The sequence below is a fragment of the Ancylobacter aquaticus genome, assembly GCF_004339465.1.
Lineage (GTDB): Bacteria > Pseudomonadota > Alphaproteobacteria > Rhizobiales > Xanthobacteraceae > Ancylobacter > Ancylobacter aquaticus.
The window spans coordinates 361722-385439 of the sequence record NZ_SMFY01000002.1 but is presented as its reverse complement, the minus strand read 5'-3'; the positions used below and the strand labels follow the sequence as shown (position 1 = coordinate 385439).

The following is a 23718-nucleotide window of genomic DNA, read 5'->3' as shown; positions in this document are numbered from 1 at the left end:
CGCCTCCTCACGGGGGCGCCCGTTTCCATATGTGCCGCACGCTCAGGTGAGGCCGAAATAGATCCGCTCGATGCGGTTCAGCACCCGCGAGGGCTCGTCGGCATAGTCGTGGATCGCGGGCTCGCGGCCGTCGATCTCGACGAAAAGCCGCCATTTACCGTCCGAGGTATTCAGTCCGCAGGCTGGGAACATCATGTGATGGTGCCAGCTCGTGCCCGCTTTCGCCGCCGCCTCGATGGTCGCGAGCAGGGCTTCGTCTTCTTCCGCGAGGCTGGCGTCGGCCGGCGTGTCGGCAAGGGCGTCGGCGCCGTGCAGCAGTGGAAGAAGCTGCTTGTTCACTGCCGTCGGTTTCTCGTCGTAATAGGCGCAAAGCGCGCGCTTCGCGTCGGTCAGTTCCAGCAGGAAGGTGTAGGCGCCGGGCTTGGGGCTGAAGGTGCAAAGGGGCGCGAGCACATGGAAGTGCCAGGCCTGCCCGCCCGCATGGGCGGCGGTCGCCGCCGCGACGATGCCCGCCTCGTCCACCACGTCAAAAGTCAACGGCAGGCCTGAATGGCAGGACTTGCACATGGGAAATCTCCGTCCGTTCTCGCCCGCTCATTCGCACCCGATGACGGCCGTCGCCGAAATCTCTACCAGCACGCCGGGAACCGGGAACGCCACCACCAGCGCGGCATTGGTCGGCTGTATGTCGCCGAAGATCACGCCGAGTTCCGGGCCGACTTCCTTGAAGACCTCCGGCGTCGTCACATAGGTGGTGATCTGTACGATATCCTTCAGCGAACCGCCGGCGGCGGCGAGCGGCATCTCGAAGTTCTTGATGATCTGGCGGACCTGGCCGACCGCATCCTCCGGCATCTTGCCGGCGGCGTAGTCCATGCCGATGGTGCCGGAAATGTAGAGCGTGTCTCCCGCCTTCACGGCACGGGAATAGCCGTAGAGCTTTTCGAACTGCGAGCCGGAGGAAATGTTCTGGCGCTTTACCATGGGGGGTCTCCATCAAAAATGCGGACCTCGGGCGAGGACCTGCCGAGGGATCAGGCGCCCGCCTTGGGCGCCATGAGGAAGCCATTGGCGAGCCAGCCGCCATCGACGGCGAGGTGATGGCCGGTGGTCATGCCCGCCTCGTCGCCGACGAGGAAGCCGCACGCAGCGGCGACCTCTTCCGGCTCGGCGATGCGGCGCAGGGGCGTGCGGCGCGAGACGGCATCCACATCATAGATGCCACGGTCGATCAGCCCCTGAACCATGGGCGTGCGGGTGCCGGTGGGCGCCACGCTGTTGACCCGGATGCCGAGCGGGCCCCACTCCACCGCTAGCGAATTGGTGAGATTGACGACGCCCCCCTTGGACGCGCAGTAGGCGGTGCGGCTGGGGGCCCCCTGGAAGCCGTAAACCGAGCTGATGTTGACGATCGCCCCGCTACCGGCCTTCACCATGTGGCGCGCCGCTGCTTGGCAGACGATCCAGGTGCCGACGAGGTTGACCTCGATCACCTCGCGGAAAATATCGATCCGGGCCTCCAGCGCCGGCTCGACCACTACCACTCCCGCCGAGTTCACGACCGCATCGATGCCGCCATAGGCCGCGACCATCGCGTCGACCACGCCGGCGATCGCCACCTCGTCGGTGACGGAGACGGCATGGCTCAGCGCCTCGGTGCCGGGAGGCAGCTTGTCGAGGGTGGCCGCCAGCGCCCCGGCGTCGACATCGACCAGGCACAGGCGCGCGCCCTCGCCCGCGAAGAAGCAGGCCGCCGCCATGCCTATTCCATTTCCGGCGCCGGTGATGAGAACGCGCCGGCCTTTATGACGCTGCATATCTGCCTCCCCAAATTATTATATAACAAATGACATAACTTCAGAGGGAGGCAAGGGGAAAGGGGCCGGCCGTCCAGCGCGAGCCAGCATGGAACGGCGCCGCCAAGTTCGGAACGAAATGAAAAATCCTGTATTATCAGATACTTAAAAATCATGATAAGTGAGCTTGCCACCTAGCAAATCTTCATTTGACAGAGCGCATAAGATTTATACGATATAACAAAAATCAAACAGGAACCTGATTGTCCGCTTGCGGCGGACATCATCCGTGCATATCGGCTTCCGCAAAGGGGAACACACAATGACTTTAGCTCGCGTTTGGAAGAAGTTTGCAAGGCTCTGCACGCACGGCATCGGCGCGGGCGCTCTCGGCCTTGCCATGGTTGCCGGGCTGCAGGCGACGCCTGCCCATGCCGATGGCTACTGGTCGGAAGTGCAGAAGCGCGGCACGCTGCGCTGCGCCTCCGCCATCTCGCCGCCCTATGTCATGAAGGACCTCAAGACGGGCGAATATGGCGGCGCCTATCTCGACCTGTGCAAGCAGTTCGCCGAGGTGCTCAAGGTGAAGGTCGAGTTCGTCGACACCACCTGGGACAACATCGTCGCTGGCCTGCAGGCGGGCAAGTGGGACATGTCCCCGGCGCTGAACCGCACCCCGGCCCGCGCCCTCGTCATCAACTACAGCGGCATTGCTGGCTATGATGAGATGAACTTCGCCTATCTTCTGGCGAGCGAGAAGACCAAGAACCCCGCTACCGACCTCTCTTCCTTCGACGTGGCCGGCATGCGCATCGGCGTGATGTCCGGCTCGGCTCAGGACCACAAGGTTACCGAGCGCTTCAAGAAGGCGCAGATCGTCCGCCTCCCGGATGCCAACGGCCTCAACCTGGCGCTTCTCTCGGGCCGCGTCGACGTCGCCGGTGCCGACTCGACCACCAATCTGCTGCTGCAGACCGCCAATTCGGAAAAGGTCGGCCTGCTCGAAGCCCATCCTGCGCTGATGAAGCAGGGCATCTCCTTCGGCCTGCCGCCGCAGTTGACCTATCATGACATCCAGGTGCTCAACATCTTCCTCGAAGAGAAGGTGTCCCTCGGTTCGGTCGATGCGTCGCTGAAGCATTGGAGCGAAGTGTATCTCGCCGGCGCCAAGTGAGCTGACGGTTTCCGGAGCGGACGGCGCCGCACGGTGCCGTCCGTCTCCCAATGCAAGAAAGAGGGGTCGGCATGTCGTCCAGCTTCCTGAACGTGCAAGGCCTGCGAAAGTCGTTCGGCGGGCACCTGGTCGTCCTCGACGACATCAACTTCCAGATGGAAGCCGGTGAGCGTGTCGTCGTCATCGGGCCGAGCGGCAGCGGCAAGAGCACTCTGCTGCGTTGTGTGATGGGCCTGGAGAAAATCGACCATGGCCGCATCGAACTCGAAGGCGTGCGTTACATCGAGGCGGACCCGAAGTCCACGAAGGACAATTTCGTCAACATCCCGGTCCGCAACAAGGTCGGGATGGTGTTCCAGCACTATACGCTGTTCCCGCATCTCACCGTGCTCGGCAACCTCATCCTCGCGCCGATGCGCGCCCGCGGCGAAAGCCGGTCGAGCTCCACGGAACGGGCCATGCAACTGCTGACCCGCCTCGGCCTGGAGAGCAAGGCCGGTGCCTTCCCCGGCATGCTGTCCGGCGGCCAGAAGCAGCGCGTCGCCATCGCCCGCGCCTTGCTGCTCGACCCGAAAATCATGCTCTTCGACGAGGTGACTTCGGCCCTCGACCCCGAGCTCGTCACCGAAGTGGAGGGGCTTATGCTCGAACTCGCCGAGCAGAAGATGTCGATGATGATCGTCACCCACGACATGTGGTTCGCCAAGCGCATCGCCACCCGCGTGATCTTTTCCGCCGATGGCCGGATCATCGAGGACGCACCGCCTTCAAAGATGTTCACCAATCCCGCCGAGCCGCGCACCGCGGATTTCCTGAAAAAGGTTCTTCACGTCGAGACCATTTCCTGAGGAGTGGAGACGATGGGTCGTTATACCTGGGACTTCTCGGTCATCGCGGCGAACTGGGACCCGCTGATGGCCGGGCTCGCTGTCACGCTGCAGCTCACAGCGATCTGCGCCGTCATCGGCCTCGTCGGCGGCTTTCTCGTCTGCCAGATGGTGATGAGCCGCATCGCGCCGCTGCGCTGGGTGGCGATCGGCTTCATAGAGGTGTTCCGCTGCACGCCCGCGCTGGTCCAGATCATCTGGATTTTCTACTGCGTGCCGTTCTTCTTCGGGGTTTTCTACGATCCGTTCTACATGGCCATCCTCGCACTGGGCATGAACATCACGGCCTTCAATGCCGAGGCCTACCGCGCCGCGATCCAGGCCATTCCCTCTTCGCATTACGACGCCTGCACCGCGCTCGGCCTGTCTCCGCTGAAGAAGACACTGTTCGTCATCCTGCCGCAGGCGGTGCTGATGGCGATCCCCGTGCTGCTGACCAACACAATCGGCCTGCTACAGCAGACATCGCTGGTGGCGATCGTGGCGATTGCCGACCTCATGTATGAGGGCAAGACGCTGGCCACCCAGACCTACCGCCCGATCGAGATCTACACCACGGTCGCCTTCATCTATTTCGCGCTCTCGGTCCCTCTCTCGCAGGTCGTGGGCCTGTGCGAGCGGCGCCTGCGCTCGCGCCTGGCCTGAGGGGGAAGGACGACATGGATATCACCGCCGCCCTCGGCTTCCTGTGGGATTATCGCCTGGCCCTGTCCGTCGGCCTCGGCAACACGCTGCATTTCACCGCGCTCGGCCTCGTCTTCGGCCTCACCATCGGCTTCGTGGTGAGCGTGGTGCGCCAGGCCGGCCATCCGGTGCTGAAGGTGATCGTCACGACGTATGTGGAGATCTTCCGCGGCACGCCGGTGCTGATCCAGCTATTCTGGTTCTTCTTTTGCCTGCCGGCCATCCTCGGCGTGGAGCTGGGCAATGTGTTCTCCACCGTGCTGACCCTCTCTCTCTACATGGGCGCCATTTCGAGCGAGAGCTTTCGCGCGGCGCTCAAGGCCATCGGCGCGGAGCAGCGCGACGCCTGCGTCGCTCTCGGCCTGCCGGCGCGGGTGAGCGTGCCCTATGTGATCCTTCCGCAGACCGTGCTGCGCGCCGTGCCGACGCTGCTGTCCAATTGCGTGACGCTGTTCAAGGAAAGCGCGCTCGTCTCTGCCGTCGGCATGGCCGACCTGATGTATCAGGGCCAGATGATCGCCGACGCCACCGCCCGACCGATCGAGATCCTGACCGCCACGGCGTTGATCTATTTCGTCATCGCCTTTTCGGTGACGCGCATCGTTTCCTTCTACGAGCGCGGCTATCTCGCCCGCATGCGGCTGTAGATGCTCTCCCAAGCGCCGCCTCCCCGGCGAGCCGGCTTTCAGTCATGGCTAACTAAGCCGTTCCGCCCCGAACGGCGAAGCCGGCATCGACGCGCTGGACGATTTCCTCGATGCTGAGGAGCAGATTTTCCCGTGCCGCCATGAAGCTGTGCTCGTCTTCGCACCTGAGATAGGCGAAGACCTCGATATCCTTCGAGGAGGCGCCGTAGCCGACGAAGTGGACATAGGAAGAGTCGCCCACCACCAGCGGATCGGCGCTCAGTAGAGCGCGGATCTGGGTGAGCAAGAGGCGCATCTGCTCGGGCGCGGTGCCATGGCCGATATGCAGCAGGGTCTGCAAAAGGCGGGTGCGGCGCCCGGTGAAATTGTCGAGATGCATTTGCGAGAATTCGCTGTTTGGAACGGTGACCAGGCTCTGTTCCAAGGTGCGGATGCGCGTAGAGCGCAGCCCGATCTGCTCGACCGTGCCGAAATCGTCCCCGTAGCGGCAGAAATCACCAACCCTCACGGGCCGGTCGGCGAAAAGCGTCAGCCCGCCGATGATGTTCTCCAGAGTGGGCCGCACCGCCAGGGCGATTGCGAGACCGCCAGCGCCGAGACCCGCCACCAGGGGTGCGATCGGCAGGCCGATTCGGCTGGTCGCAGCGGCGACCAGCAGGATGATGAAAACAAGGCTGATCAGGCGGAACAGCATCCTTGTCATCGCGGCGTCGAGATGGGGGTGCCCGTCGGATCCGTTTCCCAGCCCGCCGATCGCGTCGGCGAGCCGGTTCGACAGCACGAAGACCAGCCAGGCGAGGCCCACCGCCTCAACGGCGAGGACCAGGAAGCTGATGATCTCCATAGGGAGTTCGAGAAGGCCGACGACATTCTCGGCGAGATTCTCAAACACCTCGGCCAGGCCGACGACGAGGATCAACGCGGCTGGCGTGCCAAAGCGGAGCCATGGGCTGGCCGAGCCTCGCCTGCCGTCCCAGTTGATGCCGGCCCGCATGATGAGCGCCACGAGCGGCAGGCACAGGGCCATCAGGACCGCCAAGGCTATCCATTGCCAGACGGCATGGCCGGCGGCGACGAAGATCGCCCAGGCAGGCAGCCTGTCGCGGAAGCTCTCGGGCACCCAGTCGCCTGGACTCGACAGCACGTCCTCATAGATGCCGACAAGAGCGTTGGGCCGGTAGGGAACGTCCTTGGCGAGGTCGTAATAGGTGCGAAGGTCCGCGACCGTTTCCTTCGAGAACAGATATTCGCCGGCGCGCGCCCCCTCGGTGATCTTCACGATCTCGAGCTTGGTATTGGGGATCACCCAACGCGTCAGTTCTTCGTCCTTGCCGGCCGCGAGATCGGCATCGCCGGGGATCTGCTCCAAGGGCGGGAGTTCGACCCGGTCGAGCACCTCGCTGAGCAGCGCCATGTCGATGAGGGTGGTGGCACTGTAGCCGAGTGTGGGAATCGCGCTGAAATCGATCGTGTCGCGTGCGCGCGCCAGTGCGCGGTCGATCACGTCACGGCTCTTGCCGCTGCGCCAGGCTTCCGCGCTGTTGCGAAAGTCCCGGATGAAGGTGCTCAGAGTGTCGCGTGGGCTGGACGTGTCGGCGGCCCGCAGCGGAAAGGACTCGTCGATCGCGTCCGGCGAAAAGGTCTGGGCCTCCGTCGAAGCGGTCTGGGCCGAAGTGACGGACGCTCCGCCAAGAACCAGAGCCCATACGATCAACACACGGCAGAACAGTCGCAGCCAGTTCAGGCCGGTCACATTATCTTCCGACTTGCGCCTGGAGGGCGCTTCCACATCCAGCTCTGGTCCGCGCCCCCGATGGTTCCGGCCGGCTTCCGGCACGGCCCCGGAGGCGACACACGCACACCGATCCTCCGCCGGCAGCACCGCCGCAACGATTTTGGATAACCGGCCGATTTGAGGGACACGAAGCGGCTGGATGTCGGCGCCGACCAGTCTCAATGCCGTGACCCCAAGGCAACGCTCACATTCCTTCATTGAAGAAGGCTGACCCAACCATCCGTTTTTTCGGCGGCGCCGGCAAGCATAGAGAGACCATCGGCGTTCCGAGGCCACGGGTGAACGTCGAAGAAGTGGGTCCAAGCCGACTATCTGCTTTCAGTCCGGCGCCGGCGCCTGGGAGTTCTTCCCGGGGCCAGGCACTCGGCAAGGCGTTAGAAAAGCGGGGTAAAATGAGGGGGCTGACGGCCGCGGCCGGCCGCTAATTCGTTATAGATCAATGCTTTGATAAAATATTTGGCGGAAGGGGTGGGATTCGAACCCACGGTGGGCTTGCACCCACGGCGGTTTTCAAGACCGCTGCCTTAAACCACTCGGCCACCCTTCCTTGCCTCGCACCGCCTCGATCGGGCCGGTCCGGGCGGCGATGCCGGTCGGGGACGGGCACCTGGGAGGTGCCGGGCACTCTCCCGGTTCCGGCCTGCGCCACGCCCGGTTGGGGCGGCGCTGGCCGGTGGGAGACCTGTCCTTCGATGGGCAAGCCCTGCCCGCTCGACCCCGCGCGCGATCGCTGGCGAGCCATGCCCCAGTCGGGCTCTGTTCGTCAAGATGGCGGGTGCCGATGGCGAGACTGGGCGCGGGCCGCGCGCCCTCAGTCCACCCGGCGGAAGACCATGCCGCCATGGTGCAGCGTGTTGGCGTCGACGAAGGTGCCGTCGGCGGTGAAGCCTGTGTCGTCCCAATAGTCGATATGCGTGCCACGCACTTCGTAGCGGCCGCGATAGGCGCTCTGCCGGGTGCCGCGCGCCTCATCATAGCGGCCATTGGGCAGGAGTTCGTGCCGGATATGGCCATCGGGCGTCACCCACATGCCGACATAGGGGTGGCTCTTGTCGGGCTGCGTCTGCGCGGCATGGGTCTGCGTCATGGCGGGATCGGCTCCGGCGAGGGACGGGAGGAAGGGTGACGCTATGAGCGCGGCGAGCAGCAGCGCCTGCGGAATTGGTTTCATCGCGTGCCTCCTCAGGTGCTGGCGGTGGGACGGACGACGATCTCGCTCACATCGACATCGTCCGGCTGTTCGAGCACGAAGCGCACCGCCCGGCCGATCGCATCGGGGGTCAGGGCGATGGCGCGATAGGATCTCATCGCCTGCGCGGCGGCGGGGTCGGTGATGGTGTCGGCCAGTTCGCTCTCCACCACGCCGGGATGGATGCAGGTGACGCGGAGCCGGTCGTTTTCCTGTCGCAGCCCGTCGGAGATGGCGCGCACGGCATATTTCGTCGCGCAATAGACCGCTGCCGTCGGCGCCACCGAGAGCGCGCCGATGGAGGCGATGTTGACGATGTGACCGGAGCCGCGTGCCGTCATTTCCGGCAGCACGGCGGCGATGCCGTAGAGCACGCCCTTGATGTTGACGTCGATCATCCGATCCCATTCCTCCACCTTGAGCGAGGCCATGAGCGAAAGCGGCATGATGCCGGCATTGTTGATGATGACGTCGACCCGTCCATAGCGCTGGCGGGCGGCCTCGACGAAGGCGGCGACGTCCTGCCGGTCGGTGACGTCGAGACGGCGGGTCAGCACCTCCCCGCCGATCTCGGCGGCCAGGGTGTCGAGGCGGTCGGTCCGTCGCGCGCCCAGCGCCAGCCGGGCGCCGGCCAGGCCGAGTTCGCGGGCGATGCCGGCGCCGATGCCGCTGGACGCGCCTGTAATCAGAACCACTTTATCGAGGCCCATCTCACTGCTCCTTTGTTGATCGCTTTCGCGTTGGTTTGGCGTTGGCAGGAAGGTAGCGAGTGGGCATTGTCGTGATAAGCCGCGCCTGTCGTGACACAGTGGAAAGGCTAACTTACCAATGACGGCGGATCTCAACGCGCTGGCGGTGTTCACCCTGGTGGCGCAGGAGCGCAGCTTCCGCGCCACCGCCGACCGTCTGGGCGTGACGCGCTCGGCGGTGAGCCAGACCATCGGTCGGCTCGAAGCAACGCTGGGCATGGCGCTCGTTCGGCGCACCACGCGCAGCGTCAGCCTCACCGAGGCGGGCGAGCGGCTCAACGCCGCGCTGGCACCGGCCATTGCCGAGATCCATGCCGCCGTGGAGGGCACGGGCGAGCTTGCCGGGCGGCCGCGCGGGCAGTTGCGACTCGCTGTCTCGTCCATCGCCGAACGGTTTCTCGCCGGGCCGCTGCTGGCGGGATTTGCCGCTGCCTATCCCGACATCCAGATCGACATCACGGTGACGGACGAGGAGTTCGACATCGTCGCCGAGGGGTTCGACGCCGGGGTGCGGCTAGGCGAGGTGATCGAGCAGGACATGATCGCCGTGCCGGTTTCGGGCCCGCAGCGCCAGACCGTGGTGGGCTCGCCCGGCTATTTCGCGCGCGCCGGCGCCCCCCAGCATCCGCGCGACCTCGCCGGGCATCGCTGCATCGGCTGGCGGCCGGCACCGAAAGTGGCGCCCTATCGCTGGGAGTTTACCGAGGGCGGGAAAGATTTCGCGGTGGCGGTGGCGCCGGAGATCACCACCAACGACATGGCGCTGATGATCAAGCTCGCCTTGGCCGGGGCCGGCATCACCTTCGGCATGGAAGAAACGTTCAGGCCCTTCGTCGCGCGGGGCGAGTTGGTGCCGATCCTGGATGCCTATTGCCCGCCTTTTGCGGGCTTCTATCTCTACTACCCCAACCGCGGCAATCTCGCGCCCAAGCTGCGAGCGCTGATCGATCATTTCAGGGAGAGAGGGGATTGAGGGCGTCGTTCCTCCCCTTTGCGTTCGCCTGCTGGCCTCGCGGCCGAGCCAGTGCCGGCGCGGTCAGCCGCCCTGGCGAGCGCCGGGCCAACTCGGCACTGCCCAGTCGGGAACAGACCAACTCGGCGCCGTCCACATCTTCGGCAGCGCTGGCACCGTTGCCCGGGGCGGCTGGGGGGTGGGTTCCGCCGCGCGGGGAGCGCGCGCCGTCTTGGGGGCCGTTCGTGCGACCTTCAGTCGGCTCGCTTTCCACTCGTTCATCCAACTGCCGGTTTCCTTCAGGATGAGCTCCTGCACCGCCGGGTGAGTGGGTAACTGCGCATGGTTGCGAAAGCGCGCGCCAGCGTCCCACGCGCTGATGTTGCGGGCGCCGCGCACCCGGGTGAAGCCGGGGCCGGCAATGTTCACGCAGCGCGGCACGGTGCAGGCCGGCGGGGCCGGCGCCGCGTCGATGGTGATGACCATTGGTGGCTTGTAGCCCGCGCGCGCCAGTTCGGTAGCGTAGCGCAAGGCCGTCTCGCCACCCATGGAATGGCCGATGATGACGTCGGGAACGATCCCCTTGGTCTTCATCATCAGATGCGAATCGGTGCGGGTCTGGAAGCCCTGGCGGGCCAGCGGTCGGGTCAGGGCGGAGACGCCGATATAGTCGCTCTCGACATAGACCCCGAGCCCGTCGAGCAACAGGACGACGGGCGGCGCGATGGCCGCGGGCGGCGCTTCGTCTGCATCTCCCGGCGGGACAGCCGGCACCGGCTGTGCCTGACGTCCCGGGGGCTGGCCGCCCGGAGACTGGGCGTGCGCCGGCAGGGCGACAAGGGTGGCGCCGACGGCAAGCGCGGCGAAGGCAGCAGTGACAGGCTTCAAGACGGTTGCTCGACGTTAAGAAACGCTCATCCCCGCTTGCACGCTTACCGCAAGGCTGCGGCCGCCGCCATCCGCTTTGGCGCGATGCGGGCGCGCGGGGAGCGCATAAGTCCCCCCGCCCCCGCCTGCGCAACCGATCCCCGCCTTACGCGGCCCGGCTCCAGTGACGCGCGTCATTGCGCAGATGGCAGGCCTCGGTCCAGGTGGAAAACGCGACCCAGGCATCGCTCTTCTGCTGCGGAATGCGGGCCGATTCCAGCTGCGTCAGCAGCATCTCCGCGAAACGGCCGAGCCGGTCGTTGCGCAGCGAGCGGATGAAGCCGATGGCGTCGTCCAGCGAGTCGATGGTGATGTCTTCCTGGCCGATCAGCACATGAACCGGCTCGGGGCGAAAGGCGGGTCCTTCAACAATGTTGGTCATGTAGAACCTCCCGTTTTCGGCCTTTTGTGAAACCCGTCGGGGTGGGGCCGTCTCCCTCCACGGGCAGGCACATCCTAGGCTGCCGATTTTGGCACTTAAATGACGCAGTCAAGAAGTATCTGGGCACGCTTGCGGCATAGGCTGCCGAATATGGCGTCTCATGGGGCGCACTTTTACGTGAAGGCGTGTTGTCCTCCATGAAGAATACGGAACATCGTACATGGAATGCGGCATTCCAGGATGCTGCCACTGGTAATCGCAGGGGCATCTCATCAGCTCAGATGCTTAGTGTTGCCGGTGGATGGTGTTTCTTCCCCTTCGTCACCCAAGGCGACCTTGATCGCGGCGACGGCGGTGCCAGGCGCGACTGGGAGGGGATGTGTATGTTGTCAATTACGGTTCTCTAGTAAAATCTATACTATAGTCGCTCGAAATATTTCGCTTGTGCGAATTCAGAGGATTATTCATGCTGCTTTGCAGCGTCGAATACCTCTTGCGTTTCCATCGTTACACCATGCTACGTTAGTCGTGGGCGGCAGAAGACCGTCCATGAGGAGGAAACGCCAATGAACATTCACAGCAGGTTCGTCGCGCTCGCCGCGGCGGCGAGCATTCTCAGTGTTGCCCCCGCCTTCGCGCAGGATGAGGCCGCGCATGTGAAGCCGGCGACGGCCTATGTGCAGAAGAGCATCACGCCCTGGCTCAGCGATCCGGTGGTGATCGCCGCCATCGTCGAGGCGAACAAGAAGCACAAGCGGCTGATGCAGGAAGACATCATCGCGCTGGACAAGGCGTGGGTCGCCAAGGACCCGGCGGTGGTCGATCCCGTTCGCAAGAACAAGCTGTCGGAATTCCTGATCGAGAAGAAGGAAGCGTCCGGCGGCGTGATCACCGAGGCCTTCGTGATGGACAATCGCGGCCTTAATGTCGGCCAGACCGACGGCACGTCGGACCTCTGGCAGGGCGACGAGGCGAAGTGGCAGAAGTCCTACGGCGTCGGCCCTGACGCCATCTTCGTCGACAAGGTCGAGGAAGATGATGGCAAGAAGATCGCCCAGGTCAGCGTCACCATTTCCGATAAGGACGTCGCGATCGGCGCTGTCACCTTCGGCATCGATGTCGACAAGCTGAAATAAGCCCTGTCCCGGAAGTGTCTCTCCAGGATATTGGCGGGCGGCGCGAGCCGCCCCTTTTTTTGTCTGTTCTTCTTCCGGCGTTCCGCCGCATCGACCTTGCGGGGCCATTGGGGTAAGTGTGCTGCGCCGGTCAACACAGGAGTGCGCCATGTTTCTCGCAATGAACCGCTTCAAGGTAAAGCTCGGGTCGGAAGCCGATTTCGAGACCGTCTGGCGTGAGCGCGACAGCCATTTGAAGACCGTGCCGGGCTTCAAGACCTTCCATCTGCTGCGCGGCGCCACCAAGGACGACCACACGCTCTACGCCTCGCACTCGCAATGGGCGTCGCGGGCGGATTTCGAGGCGTGGACGCGCTCCGAGGCATTCCGCAAGGCCCATGGCAGCACGGGTGCCAACAAGCCGCTCTATCTCGGCCATCCCGAGGTCGAACTGTTCGACAGCGTCCTCGCCCAATCGGTGGAAGATCAGGCGGCCTGAAAGCCCGCCTCGGGGGCGCGGCATGGCGGCCGCGCGCCCGGCGCAGTTGACGGATGGTGCGGCGTGCCGTAACGCCTCGCGATCCTGAAATGCCGGGTACCCTTCCGATCATGGTTGACATCGCGTCCCCCGACGCCCTCTCCCCCGCGCGCGGTGAGGCGCCGCGCATCTCCTTCGTCTCGCTCGGCTGCCCGAAGGCGCTGGTCGACAGCGAACGCATCATCACCAGCCTGCGCTCGGAAGGCTATGAGCTGTCGCGCCATCACCAGGGCGCCGACCTCGTGATCGTCAATACCTGCGGCTTTCTCGACAGTGCCAAGGCGGAAAGCCTCGCCGCCATCGGCGATGCGCTGAAGGAGAACGGCAAGGTCATCGTCACCGGCTGCATGGGCGCCGAGCCCGAGCAGATTCGCGACGTGCATCCCGGTGTGCTCGCCGTCACCGGGCCGCAGCAATATGAGAGCGTGCTGGCCGCCGTTCACCAGGCGGTGCCGCCGCAGCACGATCCCTTCGTCGACTTGGTGCCGCCGCAGGGCATCAAGCTCACCCCGCGCCACTATGCCTACCTCAAGATTTCCGAGGGTTGCAGCAATCGCTGCACCTTCTGCATCATCCCCAAGCTGCGCGGCGATCTCGTCAGCCGGCCGGCGGGCGATGTGCTGCGCGAGGCGGAACGGCTGGTGAATGCCGGGGTGAAGGAACTCCTCGTCATCTCGCAGGATACGTCCGCCTATGGCATCGATTTGCGCTACGCGCCGAGCCAGTGGAAGGACCGCCAGGGAGAGACGCGCGAGGTCCGCACCCGCTTCTTCGACCTCGCGCGCGAACTCGGCACGCTCGGGGCCTGGGTGCGGATGCACTATGTCTACCCCTATCCCCATGTCGACGAAGTGATCGGCCTGATGGCCGAGGGTGTCATCCTCCCCTATCTCGACATTCCCTTCCAGCACGCCTCCCCCACCGTGCTGAAGCGCATGAAGCGCCCGGCTTCCAACGAGAAGACGCTGGCGCGCGTCTTGGCCTGGCGGGCGGCCTGCCCGGACCTCACCCTGCGTTCCACCTTCATCGTCGGCTTCCCCGGCGAGACCGATGCCGAGTTCGAGGAACTGATCTCGTTCCTCGAAGAGGCGGAACTCGACCGTGTCGGCTGCTTCAAATATGAGCCGGTCGCCGGCGCTCCCGCCAATGAGCTGGGCGCGCAGATGGTCCCCGACGAGGTGAAGGAGGAGCGCTGGAAGCGCTTCATGGAAGTGCAGCAGCGCGTCAGCGCACGCCGCCTCAAGCGCAAGGTGGGCAGCCGCCAACAGGTCATCATCGACAAGGTCGGCCCCACCGTCGCGGTCGGCCGCTCCAAGGCGGACGCGCCGGAAATCGACGGCGTGGTCCATGTCGCGGCGCGCCGTCCGCTGCGCGTCGGCGAGATCGTCACCGTCAAGATCGAGCGCGCCGACGCCTATGACCTGCACGGCACGGCGGTGGGGTACTGAGCTCCCAGCGCTATCGCAGGAGGCGCCGCAGCAGGTCAGCGGCGCCCTCCCGTCTCACGGTTTCAGCAGATCCCGCAGCGTGGCTTCGATCACCTGCGTGGCGGCCTTGAGGTCGCTGATCCGCACATGCTCGTCGGCGGCATGGGCGTTGGCCTCCAGAATGGAGCGGGGCCCGGCGCCGTAGAGCACGGTCGGGATCCCCGCCGCCGTGTAGTGGCGTGCATCCGTGTAGAGCGGTACGGCGGTGGCCGGCGGTGTCTCGCCCAGCACCACGGCCGCGTGCTTCTGGATCGTCTCCACCAGCCGCTCGGTGCCCGGCAGCGTGCGCAGCGGCTCGGCGAGGATGATGCGGCGGCATTCGACCTCGATGCCCGCGCGGCCGGCGACCGCGCGTTCCACCAGCGCATGCAGTTCCGCCTCGACGCTCACCCCATCCTCTTCCGGCGTCAGCCGCCGGTCGACGCGCATGACGATGCGGTCGGGCACCACATTGGTGTTGATGCCGCCGGAGATCAGCCCCACCGTGATCTTGGGCGACCCGATTCCGGGCGTTGCGCTGGTGATGCCGTTGAGGCGGCGGCGCTCGGCATAGATCGCGTCGAGAATGCCGGTCGCGGCCTCCAGCGCGTCTGCCCCGGTCTCCGGCATCGCGGCGTGCGCCTGCTTGCCGCGCACCACGATTTCCAGGTGCAGGGCGCCATTATGGGCGATCACGACGGCATAGGAGAAGCCGGCCGAGATGGCGAGGTCCGGCTTGCTGATCCCGTGCTCCAGCAGCCATTGCGGGCCGACAAAGCCGCCGGCTTCCTCGTCATAGGTGAAATGCAGTTCGACCGTACCGTCGAGGTCTTCCGGCCGTTCCTTCAGCGCCAGCAGCGCGAAGGCATAGGTGGCAAAGTCGGATTTCGACACCGCCGCGCCGCGCCCGTAGATCGCCCCGCCCCGCTCTTCGGCGCCGTAGGGATCATAGGTCCAGCCCTCGCCGGGGGGCACCACGTCGCCATGGGAGTTGAGCGCGATCACTGGCCCGTTGCCGCTGCCGAAGCGCTCTCGGACGATGAGGTTGACGACGGATTTCATCCCATGCGCCAGCACATAGGGCTCCGGCACCGCGTGGCGTTCCACCTCGAAGCCCAGCTCTTCGAGCAGCCGTCCGGCAATCTCAGCATGGGGCGCGCAGTCGCCCGGCGGGTTGTCGCTGGGTACGCGCACCAGCGCCTTGAGGAAATCGACCTCGCGCGCCAGACTGTCGTCGTCGCCGGAACTGCTCACATTCGTGCTCCGCTTGTGCCGCCATTGAAAGGGGGCTGTTGAAATCGCTCGATGAAACGGATGAGCGCGGCCGCCGCCATCCCCATGTCCTCGGGCGACGCATATTCCGCCGGGTTGTGGCTGATGCCACCCTTGCAGCGGACGAACAGCATGCCGACCGGGCAGAGCTTGGCCATGGCCTGCCCGTCATGGCCGGCGCCGGAGGGCAGCAAGGGCGCGCGCTGGCCGAGCGTGGAGACGGCATCGCTCAGCCGCAGCTGAATATCCCGGTAGCACGGCACGGTCGCCACCTCGTGAAAGGCTGAAATGACCACGCCGAGGCCGCGCTGCTCGGCAATGCGGTGCGCGTCCCGCCCGAACTGCGTCAGCGCCGCGCGGCGGGAAGCGTCCGATGCCGAGCGCAGATCGACGGTGAATACCACGCGCGACGGGATGACATTGACCGAGCCGGGCTCGACATGCATGCGCCCGACGGTGGCCACCATGCCATCCGTGCCGGCGCGGGCGAGGCGCTCGATGGCGAGCGCCATCTCGGCGGCGCCGGCAAGCGCGTCGCGGCGCAGGCGCATGGGAACAGTGCCCGCATGGCCGGCCTCGCCGGTGACGGTGACGGACAGGCGCGAGGCGCCGGCAATGGCGGTGACGACGCCGAGCGGCACGCCCTCGGCCTCCAGCACCGGCCCCTGCTCGATATGCGCCTCGATATAGGCGAGCACGCGCGAGGGGTCATAGGCGCTCGCGGCGATGTCGTCGGGATTCGTGCCATAGGCCCGAAGCGCCTCGGCGAGGCTGATGCCGTCGCCATCCCGCGCGTCGAGGCTGGAGGGCAGGAACACGCCGGCGCAGGCGGCCGAGGAGGACAGCGTGGTGGGAAAGCGCGTCCCCTCCTCGTCGCCGAAGGCAAGCACGTCTATCCCATAGGCCGGCGCGAGCCCGCTCCGGGCGACGGCCTCGACGGCGAGAATGCCCAGAATGACGCCCAGCGAGCCGTCATACTTGCCGCCATTCACCACCGTGTCGATGTGCGAGCCGATGAGCAGGCGCGGCGCCTGCGGGCCGGCGGGATGCCAGGAGCCCCGCACCGTGCCGAGCGCATCCTCGCTGACCCCGAGGCCGGCCTCGCCCATCCAGCCGGCGACGAGATCTGCGGCGCGCCGGTGTTCGGGCGTCAGGAAGAGACGGGTGAGACTGTCCGGCGTCGAGGAGATCGCACCGAGCGCCTCGATCATCGCCGCCGCGCGGGCGCTGAGAGCCGCGATATCCACGGGGATCGTCATAGGGTCGACACTGCGCCTCCGGCCGCGCGGCCGGCCATGAGGGCCACGCTCCTGCACAAGCGCAATCGCATATGGCGCCACCTTTGGCAACGAGGGCGGCGTGGAGCCCACGCCGCCTGTCCGGTTCGAGTGTCAGGACCTGCTTAAAGGGCCTATTGGCCGGGCACCTTGTCATCGATGCCCTTCACGTACCAGTTCATTGAAAGGATGTCCTTGTCGGCCAGCGCCTCGCCTTCCTTCACCACAAGCGTGCCGTCCTGCTTGGAGATCGGGCCCTTGAAGGGGTGGAGCGTGCCCGCGACGATCGCCGCCTGCGTCGTCTCGGCCATCTTCTTCACGTCATCGGGCATGTTGGTGTAGGGGGCCATGACGACCTCGCCATCCTTGATCCCGCCCCAGACGTCGGAGGAGGTCCAGGTGCCGTCCAGCACCGCCTGCGTGCGCTCGATGTAATAGGGCGACCAGTCGTCGACGATGGCGGTGAGCTGCGAATCCGGGCCGAACTTGATCATGTCGGAGGACTGGCCGAACGCCACCACGTCGCGCCCCTCGGCCGCCTGCATGGCGGCGGGGCTGTCGGTGTGCTGGGCGATCACGTCGGCGCCCTGGTCGATCAGCGCCTTTGCCGCGTCGGATTCCTTGGCCGGGTCGAACCAGGAATTCACCCAGACGATCTTGATCTTCATGTCGGGATTGACCGACTGCGCCCCGAGCATCATCGCGTTGATGCCGGCAATGACCTCGGGGATCGGGAACGAGGCGATATAGCCGATCGTCCCGGTCTTCGACATCTTCGCCGCGATCTGGCCAATGATGTAGCGGCCCTCGTGGAACTTGGCGTTGTAGGTGGAGACGTTCTTGGCCCGCTTGAAGCCGGTGGCGTGCTCGAACATCACGTTGGGATGGCGCTTGGCCACCTTGAGAGTCGGCTCCATGAAGCCGAAGGAGGTGGTGAAGATCAGCTTGTTGCCGGCCCGGGCCAACTGCTCGATGACGCGCTCGGCGTCGGGGCCTTCGGCCACATTCTCGACGAACGTGGTTTCCACCTTGTCGCCCAGCGCCTTCTCGACCGCCTTGCGGCCCTGGTCGTGCTGGTACGACCAGCCGAAATCGCCGACCGGCCCGACATAGACCCAGGCCGCCTTCAGCTTTTCCGCCGCCTGTGCGGCTGGCAGGCCGGCACCAGCGAGGCCGAGCCCCGAGGCGATGGCCACCGCCATGGAGAGAATCTTGCGCATGAACGTCTCCGCTCCATCAATCGCGGCCGGAAGGATCACCAGCGTGCGCGACCGCCTCGCGCGCCGGGAGGCCGCCATGACGCGACCCGTATGTCGTGCTCAGCGATCGGGCACGAAAGGCACGCCGAGCGAGGCGGGAGCGCCCCGCCCATGTTTCAGCGCCGAGATGACGACCAGCGCGATGATCGTCGCCAGATAGGGCAGCGCCGACAGGAACTGCGAGGGAATCCCCAGCCCGAACCCCTGCACGTGCAGTTGCAAGATCGAGACCGCGCCGAACAGATAGGCGCCGGCCAGCAGCCAGAGCGGCCGCCAGGCGGAGAAGACGACGAGGGCGAGTGCAATCCAGCCGCGCCCGGCGGTCATGTCGCTGGCCCAGAAAGGGGTGTAGGCGAGGGACAGGTGCGCCCCGGCGAGCCCGGCGCAGGCGCCGCCGAACATCACCGCCAGCGTGCGGATGCCGCGCACCGGGTGGCCGAGCGCATGTGCCGCCGCGTGGTTCTCGCCCACCGCGCGCAGCACGAGGCCGATCCGCGTGCGCGCCAGCGTGTAGGCCACCGCCGCCAGCAGCAGGAACGAGACGTAGACGAAGGCGTCCTGCCCGAACAGCGCCTTGCCGACCACCGGCAACTCGGTCAGCCCGGCAATGTGCAACTGCGGGGCACCGTCGAGCTGGGTGCCGACGAAACCGGCGCCGATGAGCCCGGCGAGGCCGAGGCCCAGAATTGTCGTGGCGAGGCCCGACGCAACCTGATTGGTGGCCAGCCAGATGGCGAGGCCGGCGAAGACCAGCGACAGCGCCATGCCGGCCAGCACCGCCGCCACTGTCCCGAGGAGCAGGCTGCCTGAGCCATAGGCCGTGGCATAGCCGACCGCCGCCCCGACGATCATCATGCCCTCGACGCCAAGGTTCAGCGTGCCGGCGCGCTCGGCCACCAGTTCGCCGAGGGAGGCCAGCAGAAGCGTTGTCGCCGCCGCCACGACGCTGGCGAGAACCGCGCCTATGATCGCCGCGTCAAGCATGGGTCGTTCCCTCCACCCGGCGGATGCGGTAGCGCACCAGAATATCGGCCGCGAGGATGGCAATCAGCAGCGTGCCCTGGAACACCCGCGTCACGTCGAAGGGCAGCCGCATGGTGATCTGCGCCGCCTCGCCGCCGATATAGGTCAGCGCCAGCACCAGGCTCGCCACCAGAATGCCCACCGGGTGCAACCGGCCGAGCATGGCGGCGATGATGGCGGTGAAGCCGTAGCCGGGCGAGATGGTGGGCTGCAACTGGCCGATCGGTCCGGCGACCTCGATGATCCCCGCCACGCCCGCCAGCGCGCCGGAAACGGCGAACACGCCATAGGTCACGCGCTTTTCGTCAAAGCCCGCGAAGGCGGCAGCGCGCGGCGCCGAGCCGGCAAGTTCGATGGAAAACCCGATCAGCGTGCGGCCCAGCACGAAGGTGGCGGCGACCACCGCCAGCAGCGCGATGATGATACCGCCATGCAGTCGCCCCTCGCCCATCAGCAGCGGCATCAGCGCCACATCGTCGAAGGTGACGCTCTGGGGAAAGTTGAAGCCCTGCGGGTCGCGCCAGGGGCCACGCACGAGATAGTCGAGCCCGAGCTGGGCGACATAGACCAGCATGAGGCTGGTGAGGATTTCGCTGGCGCCGAAGCGCACCCGCAGGAAAGCGGGGATCAGCCCCCACAGCGCGCCGCCGATGGCCCCCAGCACCAGCATGGCCGGCAGCACCCACGGGCCGGCCTCGGTGCCCTGGGTGGCCAGCGCCAGCCAGGAACCCAGCACCGCCCCGGCGACATACTGGCCCTCGGCACCGATGTTCCAGCGGTTGGCGCGGTAGCAGAAGGCGAGCCCGATGCCGATGAGCAGCAGGGGCGAGGCCTTCACCACCAGTTCCTGCAGCATGTAGGCGTCGCCGAGTGGCTCGATGAAATAGATCGTGAAGGCGCGCAGCGGATCGTGCCCCAGCACGACGAACATCACCGCACCCACCACCAGCGTCACCAGCGCCGCGACGACAGGCGCCATCGCGTGGCGCAGCGGAGAGATGTTCTCCTGCCGTTCGAGCCTAAGCGGCATGGCTGCCCTCCCCGCCGGCATGGTGGGCGCCGCCCATGGCGAGGCCGATCGCCTCGCGCGAGGTTCCCGCCACCGGCACCGGCGTGGTCAGCCGGCCCTCGCTCATGACAGCGATGCGGTCGGCGAATTCCAGCAACTCGTCGAGGTCCTGGCTGATGACGAGCACCGCGCAGCCCTGCGCAGCGTGCTCGCGCAGCGTGGTGCGGATGAAGGCGGCGGCGGCGGCGTCCACGCCCCAGGTCGGCTGGTCGACGACGATAAGCACGGGGTTGCGCAGCACCTCGCGGCCAATGACGAATTTCTGCATATTGCCGCCCGACAGCCGGCGGGCCTTCGGGTCCTTGCCGCCGAAGCGCACGTCGAAGCCCTTTACGATCTCCTGGAAGCGGCCGAACAACGTCGCGCGCCGGATGATGCCGGCCTTGACGATGTGGCCGTCGCCATGGGTCGTCAGCAGCACATTGTCGGAGAGGCGCATATCCGGTGCGGCGGCATGACCCAGCCGCTCCTCCGGCACGAAGCCGGCCCCCAGGGCCCGCCGCTGCGTCGGGCTGAGACCGCCGGCCATCTCCCCGTCAATGACGATGCTCTCATGGTCCGTCACCTCGGTCTCGCCGGAGAGCACGTCGAACAGCGCTGTCTGGCCATTGCCGGCGACGCCGGCGATGCCGAGGATCTCGCCGGCATGCACCTCGAAATTGATGTCGCGCAGGGTCGAACCGCGCGAGCCGTCGCCGGCGACGTTGAGATGAAGCGCCAGCAGCCGCGGCGCGCCAAGGGCGTGGGCCGTCACCCGCGGGGTTCGGGGCACGTCGGCGCCAACCATCAGCCGCGCCAGGCTGCCGAACGTCTCCTGCTGGGGGTCGACTTCGGCAATGAACCTGCCGCCGCGCAGCACCGTCGCCCGGTGGCAGAGCCGGCGCACCTCGTCCAGCTTGTGGCTGATGAACAGCACCGCCCGCCCCTCGTCAGTGAGCAGGTCGACGGTGCGGAACAGGTTTTCCGATTCGTCGGGCGTCAGTACCGAGGTCGGCTCGTCGAGAATCAGCACGCGCGGGTCGCCGAGCAGGCAGCGCACGATTTCCACCCGCTGGCGCTCGCCAACGGACAGTTCGCCGACCCGCCGATAGGGTTCGACGCCGAGGCCATAGCGGCGGACGCAGTCGTCGATGCGCGCGGCAAGCACGGGCAGCGGCTGATGGCCGGGAAGCCCGAGAGCCACGTTCTCCACCACGGTCATCGCATCGAACAGCGCGAAGTGCTGGAACACCACGCCGACGCCCTTGGCGCGGGAACTGGCCGGGTCGTGGAAGACGATCGGCGTGCCCTCATAGAGCAGTTCGCCCGAATCGGCCTGCAGCAGGCCGCACATCATCTTCACCAGCGTGGACTTGCCGGCTCCGTTCTCTCCCAGCAGCGCATGGGTTTCGCCGGCGCGGATAGCGAGGCTGACCTGGTCGTTGGCGACCAGCGAACCGAATTTTTTCGTAAGCTTGACGGCTTCGAGCAGCGCGCGCGGCCGTTCCGGCACGTCCTCCATGCCGCTCACCCGCGCGGCCGCCGGCAGGCGCGGTCGCTGGCGCCTGTCGGATCGGAGTCTGGCCGGGAGCGGAGGGTCATGCGGACGACATTTCTGTGGCGGTACACCGGCAGAATGGCATGGACGATTGCGGGGGCAAGCCTAAAGTCTGGTCCATCCGGTCCGGAAATTGGCGCGTTTTGCGTCAGAATCCGGGAATGGGGTACCGTCACGGCAGGAGCACGGTCGACCCGGTGGTCCGTCGCGCCTCAAGGTCGCGGTGCGCGTCTGCGGCCTCCGAAAGGCGGTAGCGCTGGTTCACCGGAATCTTCACCACGCCGGAACTGACCACCTCGAACAGGTCGCGCGCATTGGCCAGCAGGTCGTCGCGCGTGGCGATATGGGTGATCAGCGTCGGCCGCGTCGCGTAAAGCGAGCCCTTCTGCGACAGAGCGAGCAGGCTGAAATCCTTGATCGCGCCGGAGGCATTGCCGAAACTGGCGAACAGGCCGCGCGGCTTGATGCAGTCGAGCGAGGCCGGATAGGTCGCCTGCCCCACCCCGTCATAGACGACATCGCACAGCGCGCCTTCGGTGATGTCCCTCACCCGCTCGACGAAGTTCTCCTCGCTGTAGTTGATGACATAGGCGGCGCCGCAGTCGCGGGCGATTTCCGCCTTCGCCGCCGAGCCCACCGTGCCGATGACGGTGGCGCCCAGATGCGTCGCCCACTGGCAGAGGATCTGGCCGACCCCGCCGGCGGCCGCGTGGACCAGAAGCGTGTCGCCCGCCTTCACCTTGTGGGTCTGGCGCAGCAGGTAGCGCGCCGTCATGCCCTTCAGCATCATGGCGGCGGCGGTCTCGTCGGCAATCGAATCGGGCAGTTTCACCAGCGGCGCGGCGGGCATGATCCGTTCGCTGCAATAGGCACCGAGCGCCGAGCCATAGGCGACGCGGTCGCCCGGCTTGAAGCCGCTCACCCCCTCCCCGACCTGCAGGACGATGCCCGCCGCCTCGTTGCCGGGAATGAAAGGCAGGCCGTTCGGCGGCGTGTAGAGCCCGCTGCGGAAATAGGTATCGATGAAATTGAGGCCAATCGCCGTATGGCGCAGCTTGACCTGCCCCGGCCCGGGTGCGCCGAGCGACACCTCTTCCAGGGTCAGGACCTCGGGGCCGCCCGTTTCATGGACGCGAATCGCCACCGCCATCGTGCTCTCCAGCCGTTTAGGGATGAGGTGAGGCGATCGCCGGCGCTCAGGGGCGCGGCTCGACCGCCCGCTTGCGGAAGGGGATCATCCCGAACAGGGTGAAATAAGCCGCGCAGGCGCACAACCCGACCGTCACCCACAGGCCCGGCCGCATGCCCTCCACCACCGCGACCACCGCCAGCACCGCCCAGAGCGCCAGCAGCGCGAGGGTAACGAGCCTCAGCCGCACGACCCGGAACGGATGGACGAACTTGATCGGCAGGAACGTGCCCACCGCCAGCACGGCGATAATGGCAGCGATCACCCAGGGACTGAGCGGGACCAGGAAAAAATAGAACACGACGACATTCCAGACCGCCGGAAAGCCCTGGAAGTACAGGTCGTCGGTCTTCATGGAGGTGTCGGCGAAATAGAGCGCGCTGGTAAGCAGGATGGTGGCGCTGGCCGCCACCGCCAGCCAGAACGGCATCAACCCGCCCGACGCCACGGCGAAGGCCGGCACGAGGCAATAGGTGAGGTAGTCCACCACAAGGTCCAGCGTGTCGCCCGACCAGCGCGGCAGCACCTCGCCCACTTTCGCCCGCCGGGCCATGGTGCCGTCGATGCCATCGACGAAAAGCGCGAGGCCGAGCCAGGCGAACATGATCGCCCAATTGCCATCGACCGCCGCCATCAGCGCCATCAGCCCGCACACCGCACCGGAGGCGGTGAAGATATGCACGGCAAAGGCAAGCGTGCGACGTCCGGCCGGACCCGCGCTGAGCGACTTGGTTGTCATCGCCACCGGCTTATCTCCCCCGACCGCGCGTCCCGAAGGATCGCCGCCTGCC

Annotated in this window: 24 protein-coding genes and 1 tRNA gene; 8 read left to right on the top strand and 17 right to left on the bottom strand. The window is 66.2% G+C overall.

Annotated elements, in window-relative coordinates; all coding sequences use genetic code 11:
• Window positions 1-42: 42 nt before the first annotated feature.
• From EV667_RS11420 to EV667_RS11410, 3 genes are read right to left on the bottom strand one after another with little or no spacing between them, the layout of a single operon-like run.
• Window positions 43-567: a hypothetical protein gene (locus EV667_RS11420; protein ID WP_131835463.1), complete on the bottom strand. Its 525-nt coding sequence runs from the start codon at window positions 565-567 to the stop codon at window positions 43-45.
• Window positions 568-594: 27 nt separating this feature from the next.
• Entirely contained in the window at window positions 595-984 is a 390-nt protein-coding gene (locus EV667_RS11415; protein WP_131835462.1) for a Rid family hydrolase, read from the bottom strand.
• A gap of 50 nt (window positions 985-1034) precedes the next feature.
• Window positions 1035-1817 carry an SDR family NAD(P)-dependent oxidoreductase gene (locus EV667_RS11410; RefSeq protein ID WP_131835461.1) on the bottom strand — a complete coding sequence of 261 codons (783 nt, stop codon included), beginning with the start codon at window positions 1815-1817 and terminating at the stop codon, window positions 1035-1037.
• Window positions 1818-2118: 301 nt separating this feature from the next.
• On the opposite strand from EV667_RS11410, the gene EV667_RS11405 reads away from it, so the two are divergent.
• From EV667_RS11405 to EV667_RS11390, 4 genes are all read left to right on the top strand, one after another.
• Window positions 2119-2970 carry a substrate-binding periplasmic protein gene (locus EV667_RS11405; protein WP_131835460.1) on the top strand — a complete coding sequence of 284 codons (852 nt, stop codon included), beginning with the start codon at window positions 2119-2121 and terminating at the stop codon, window positions 2968-2970.
• A gap of 71 nt (window positions 2971-3041) precedes the next feature.
• Window positions 3042-3818 (top strand): amino acid ABC transporter ATP-binding protein, encoded by a 777-nt coding sequence (locus EV667_RS11400; protein WP_207907742.1) that lies wholly within the window; start codon window positions 3042-3044, stop codon window positions 3816-3818.
• A gap of 12 nt (window positions 3819-3830) precedes the next feature.
• Window positions 3831-4502: an amino acid ABC transporter permease gene (locus tag EV667_RS11395; RefSeq protein WP_131835458.1), complete on the top strand. Its 672-nt coding sequence runs from the start codon at window positions 3831-3833 to the stop codon at window positions 4500-4502.
• 14 nt (window positions 4503-4516) lie between these two features.
• The gene (locus EV667_RS11390; protein ID WP_131835457.1) at window positions 4517-5188 is read left to right on the top strand and encodes an amino acid ABC transporter permease; all 672 of its coding nucleotides are present in this window, start codon (window positions 4517-4519) and stop codon (window positions 5186-5188) included.
• Between the two features lie 52 nt (window positions 5189-5240).
• Here the strand turns inward: EV667_RS11390 and EV667_RS11385 are convergent, their stop codons facing one another.
• The 4 genes from EV667_RS11385 to EV667_RS11370 all read right to left on the bottom strand — a co-directional run bounded on the left by EV667_RS11385 (window position 5241) and on the right by EV667_RS11370 (window position 8882).
• The gene (locus EV667_RS11385; RefSeq protein ID WP_131835456.1) at window positions 5241-7259 is read right to left on the bottom strand and encodes a mechanosensitive ion channel family protein; all 2019 of its coding nucleotides are present in this window, start codon (window positions 7257-7259) and stop codon (window positions 5241-5243) included.
• Window positions 7260-7440: 181 nt separating this feature from the next.
• Window positions 7441-7530: transfer RNA gene (locus tag EV667_RS11380), tRNA-Ser, on the bottom strand.
• Between the two features lie 264 nt (window positions 7531-7794).
• A complete protein-coding gene (locus EV667_RS11375; RefSeq protein WP_131835455.1) occupies window positions 7795-8154 on the bottom strand; it encodes an Atu4866 domain-containing protein in 360 nt (119 codons plus the stop codon).
• A gap of 11 nt (window positions 8155-8165) precedes the next feature.
• Entirely contained in the window at window positions 8166-8882 is a 717-nt protein-coding gene (locus tag EV667_RS11370; RefSeq protein ID WP_131835454.1) for an SDR family oxidoreductase, read from the bottom strand.
• Between the two features lie 118 nt (window positions 8883-9000).
• Here EV667_RS11370 and EV667_RS11365 point away from each other — a divergent pair, with 118 nt between their 5' ends.
• A complete protein-coding gene (locus EV667_RS11365) occupies window positions 9001-9894 on the top strand; it encodes a LysR family transcriptional regulator (protein ID WP_131835453.1) in 894 nt (297 codons plus the stop codon).
• A 63-nt stretch (window positions 9895-9957) separates the two neighbouring features.
• Here the strand turns inward: EV667_RS11365 and EV667_RS11360 are convergent, their stop codons facing one another.
• Together EV667_RS11360 and EV667_RS11355 are read right to left on the bottom strand one after the other, a co-directional pair.
• On the bottom strand, window positions 9958-10761 hold the full coding sequence (locus tag EV667_RS11360; protein WP_131835452.1) for a hypothetical protein: 804 nt from the start codon (window positions 10759-10761) through the stop codon (window positions 9958-9960).
• A gap of 145 nt (window positions 10762-10906) precedes the next feature.
• Window positions 10907-11182, bottom strand: a complete 276-nt coding sequence (locus tag EV667_RS11355; protein WP_131835451.1) for a hypothetical protein — start codon at window positions 11180-11182, stop codon at window positions 10907-10909.
• 566 nt (window positions 11183-11748) lie between these two features.
• On the opposite strand from EV667_RS11355, the gene EV667_RS11350 reads away from it, so the two are divergent.
• The 3 genes from EV667_RS11350 (at window position 11749) to rimO (ending at window position 14283) form a co-directional block, all read left to right on the top strand.
• Window positions 11749-12318, top strand: coding sequence for a hypothetical protein (locus tag EV667_RS11350; RefSeq protein WP_131835450.1), 570 nt, complete (start codon window positions 11749-11751; stop codon window positions 12316-12318).
• Window positions 12319-12466: 148 nt separating this feature from the next.
• Window positions 12467-12796, top strand: coding sequence for a heme-degrading protein HmuQ (hmuQ, locus tag EV667_RS11345; protein WP_131835449.1), 330 nt, complete (start codon window positions 12467-12469; stop codon window positions 12794-12796).
• A 110-nt stretch (window positions 12797-12906) separates the two neighbouring features.
• Window positions 12907-14283: a 30S ribosomal protein S12 methylthiotransferase RimO gene (gene rimO / locus EV667_RS11340; RefSeq protein ID WP_131835448.1), complete on the top strand. Its 1377-nt coding sequence runs from the start codon at window positions 12907-12909 to the stop codon at window positions 14281-14283.
• 54 nt (window positions 14284-14337) lie between these two features.
• On the opposite strand, the gene EV667_RS11335 is transcribed toward rimO, so the two are convergent.
• The 8 genes from EV667_RS11335 to EV667_RS11300 all read right to left on the bottom strand — a co-directional run bounded on the left by EV667_RS11335 (window position 14338) and on the right by EV667_RS11300 (window position 23666).
• On the bottom strand, window positions 14338-15555 hold the full coding sequence (locus EV667_RS11335) for an ArgE/DapE family deacylase (protein ID WP_131835447.1): 1218 nt from the start codon (window positions 15553-15555) through the stop codon (window positions 14338-14340).
• Window positions 15552-16832 carry an allantoate amidohydrolase gene (locus tag EV667_RS11330; protein WP_131835446.1) on the bottom strand — a complete coding sequence of 427 codons (1281 nt, stop codon included), beginning with the start codon at window positions 16830-16832 and terminating at the stop codon, window positions 15552-15554. The genes EV667_RS11335 and EV667_RS11330 overlap by 4 nt, the downstream gene beginning before the upstream one ends.
• A gap of 152 nt (window positions 16833-16984) precedes the next feature.
• Window positions 16985-18070, bottom strand: coding sequence for a BMP family ABC transporter substrate-binding protein (locus EV667_RS11325; protein WP_131835445.1), 1086 nt, complete (start codon window positions 18068-18070; stop codon window positions 16985-16987).
• Between the two features lie 99 nt (window positions 18071-18169).
• A complete protein-coding gene (locus EV667_RS11320; RefSeq protein ID WP_131835444.1) occupies window positions 18170-19093 on the bottom strand; it encodes an ABC transporter permease in 924 nt (307 codons plus the stop codon).
• Window positions 19086-20162: an ABC transporter permease gene (locus EV667_RS11315; RefSeq protein ID WP_131835443.1), complete on the bottom strand. Its 1077-nt coding sequence runs from the start codon at window positions 20160-20162 to the stop codon at window positions 19086-19088. The genes EV667_RS11320 and EV667_RS11315 overlap by 8 nt, the downstream gene beginning before the upstream one ends.
• The gene (locus EV667_RS11310; RefSeq protein WP_131835442.1) at window positions 20152-21702 is read right to left on the bottom strand and encodes an ABC transporter ATP-binding protein; all 1551 of its coding nucleotides are present in this window, start codon (window positions 21700-21702) and stop codon (window positions 20152-20154) included. The genes EV667_RS11315 and EV667_RS11310 overlap by 11 nt, the downstream gene beginning before the upstream one ends.
• Window positions 21703-21910: 208 nt before the next feature.
• Window positions 21911-22888: a quinone oxidoreductase family protein gene (locus EV667_RS11305; protein ID WP_131835441.1), complete on the bottom strand. Its 978-nt coding sequence runs from the start codon at window positions 22886-22888 to the stop codon at window positions 21911-21913.
• 46 nt (window positions 22889-22934) lie between these two features.
• Window positions 22935-23666 (bottom strand): CDP-alcohol phosphatidyltransferase family protein, encoded by a 732-nt coding sequence (locus tag EV667_RS11300; RefSeq protein WP_131836320.1) that lies wholly within the window; start codon window positions 23664-23666, stop codon window positions 22935-22937.
• Window positions 23667-23718 lie beyond the last annotated feature (52 nt).

Coding starts and splice junctions, on each gene's coding strand:
- EV667_RS11420 (WP_131835463.1), bottom strand. CDS start 567: ATGTGCAAGTCCTGCCATTCAGGCCTGCCGTTGACTTTTGACGTGGTG.
- EV667_RS11415 (WP_131835462.1), bottom strand. CDS start 984: ATGGTAAAGCGCCAGAACATTTCCTCCGGCTCGCAGTTCGAAAAGCTC.
- EV667_RS11410 (WP_131835461.1), bottom strand. CDS start 1,817: ATGCAGCGTCATAAAGGCCGGCGCGTTCTCATCACCGGCGCCGGAAAT.
- EV667_RS11405 (WP_131835460.1), top strand. CDS start 2,119: ATGACTTTAGCTCGCGTTTGGAAGAAGTTTGCAAGGCTCTGCACGCAC.
- EV667_RS11400 (WP_207907742.1), top strand. CDS start 3,042: ATGTCGTCCAGCTTCCTGAACGTGCAAGGCCTGCGAAAGTCGTTCGGC.
- EV667_RS11395 (WP_131835458.1), top strand. CDS start 3,831: ATGGGTCGTTATACCTGGGACTTCTCGGTCATCGCGGCGAACTGGGAC.
- EV667_RS11390 (WP_131835457.1), top strand. CDS start 4,517: ATGGATATCACCGCCGCCCTCGGCTTCCTGTGGGATTATCGCCTGGCC.
- EV667_RS11375 (WP_131835455.1), bottom strand. CDS start 8,154: ATGAAACCAATTCCGCAGGCGCTGCTGCTCGCCGCGCTCATAGCGTCA.
- EV667_RS11370 (WP_131835454.1), bottom strand. CDS start 8,882: ATGGGCCTCGATAAAGTGGTTCTGATTACAGGCGCGTCCAGCGGCATC.
- EV667_RS11365 (WP_131835453.1), top strand. CDS start 9,001: ATGACGGCGGATCTCAACGCGCTGGCGGTGTTCACCCTGGTGGCGCAG.
- EV667_RS11355 (WP_131835451.1), bottom strand. CDS start 11,182: ATGACCAACATTGTTGAAGGACCCGCCTTTCGCCCCGAGCCGGTTCAT.
- EV667_RS11350 (WP_131835450.1), top strand. CDS start 11,749: ATGAACATTCACAGCAGGTTCGTCGCGCTCGCCGCGGCGGCGAGCATT.
- hmuQ (WP_131835449.1), top strand. CDS start 12,467: ATGTTTCTCGCAATGAACCGCTTCAAGGTAAAGCTCGGGTCGGAAGCC.
- rimO (WP_131835448.1), top strand. CDS start 12,907: ATGGTTGACATCGCGTCCCCCGACGCCCTCTCCCCCGCGCGCGGTGAG.
- EV667_RS11330 (WP_131835446.1), bottom strand. CDS start 16,832: ATGACGATCCCCGTGGATATCGCGGCTCTCAGCGCCCGCGCGGCGGCG.
- EV667_RS11325 (WP_131835445.1), bottom strand. CDS start 18,070: ATGCGCAAGATTCTCTCCATGGCGGTGGCCATCGCCTCGGGGCTCGGC.
- EV667_RS11320 (WP_131835444.1), bottom strand. CDS start 19,093: ATGCTTGACGCGGCGATCATAGGCGCGGTTCTCGCCAGCGTCGTGGCG.
- EV667_RS11315 (WP_131835443.1), bottom strand. CDS start 20,162: ATGCCGCTTAGGCTCGAACGGCAGGAGAACATCTCTCCGCTGCGCCAC.
- EV667_RS11310 (WP_131835442.1), bottom strand. CDS start 21,702: ATGGAGGACGTGCCGGAACGGCCGCGCGCGCTGCTCGAAGCCGTCAAG.
- EV667_RS11305 (WP_131835441.1), bottom strand. CDS start 22,888: ATGGCGGTGGCGATTCGCGTCCATGAAACGGGCGGCCCCGAGGTCCTG.
- EV667_RS11300 (WP_131836320.1), bottom strand. CDS start 23,666: ATGACAACCAAGTCGCTCAGCGCGGGTCCGGCCGGACGTCGCACGCTT.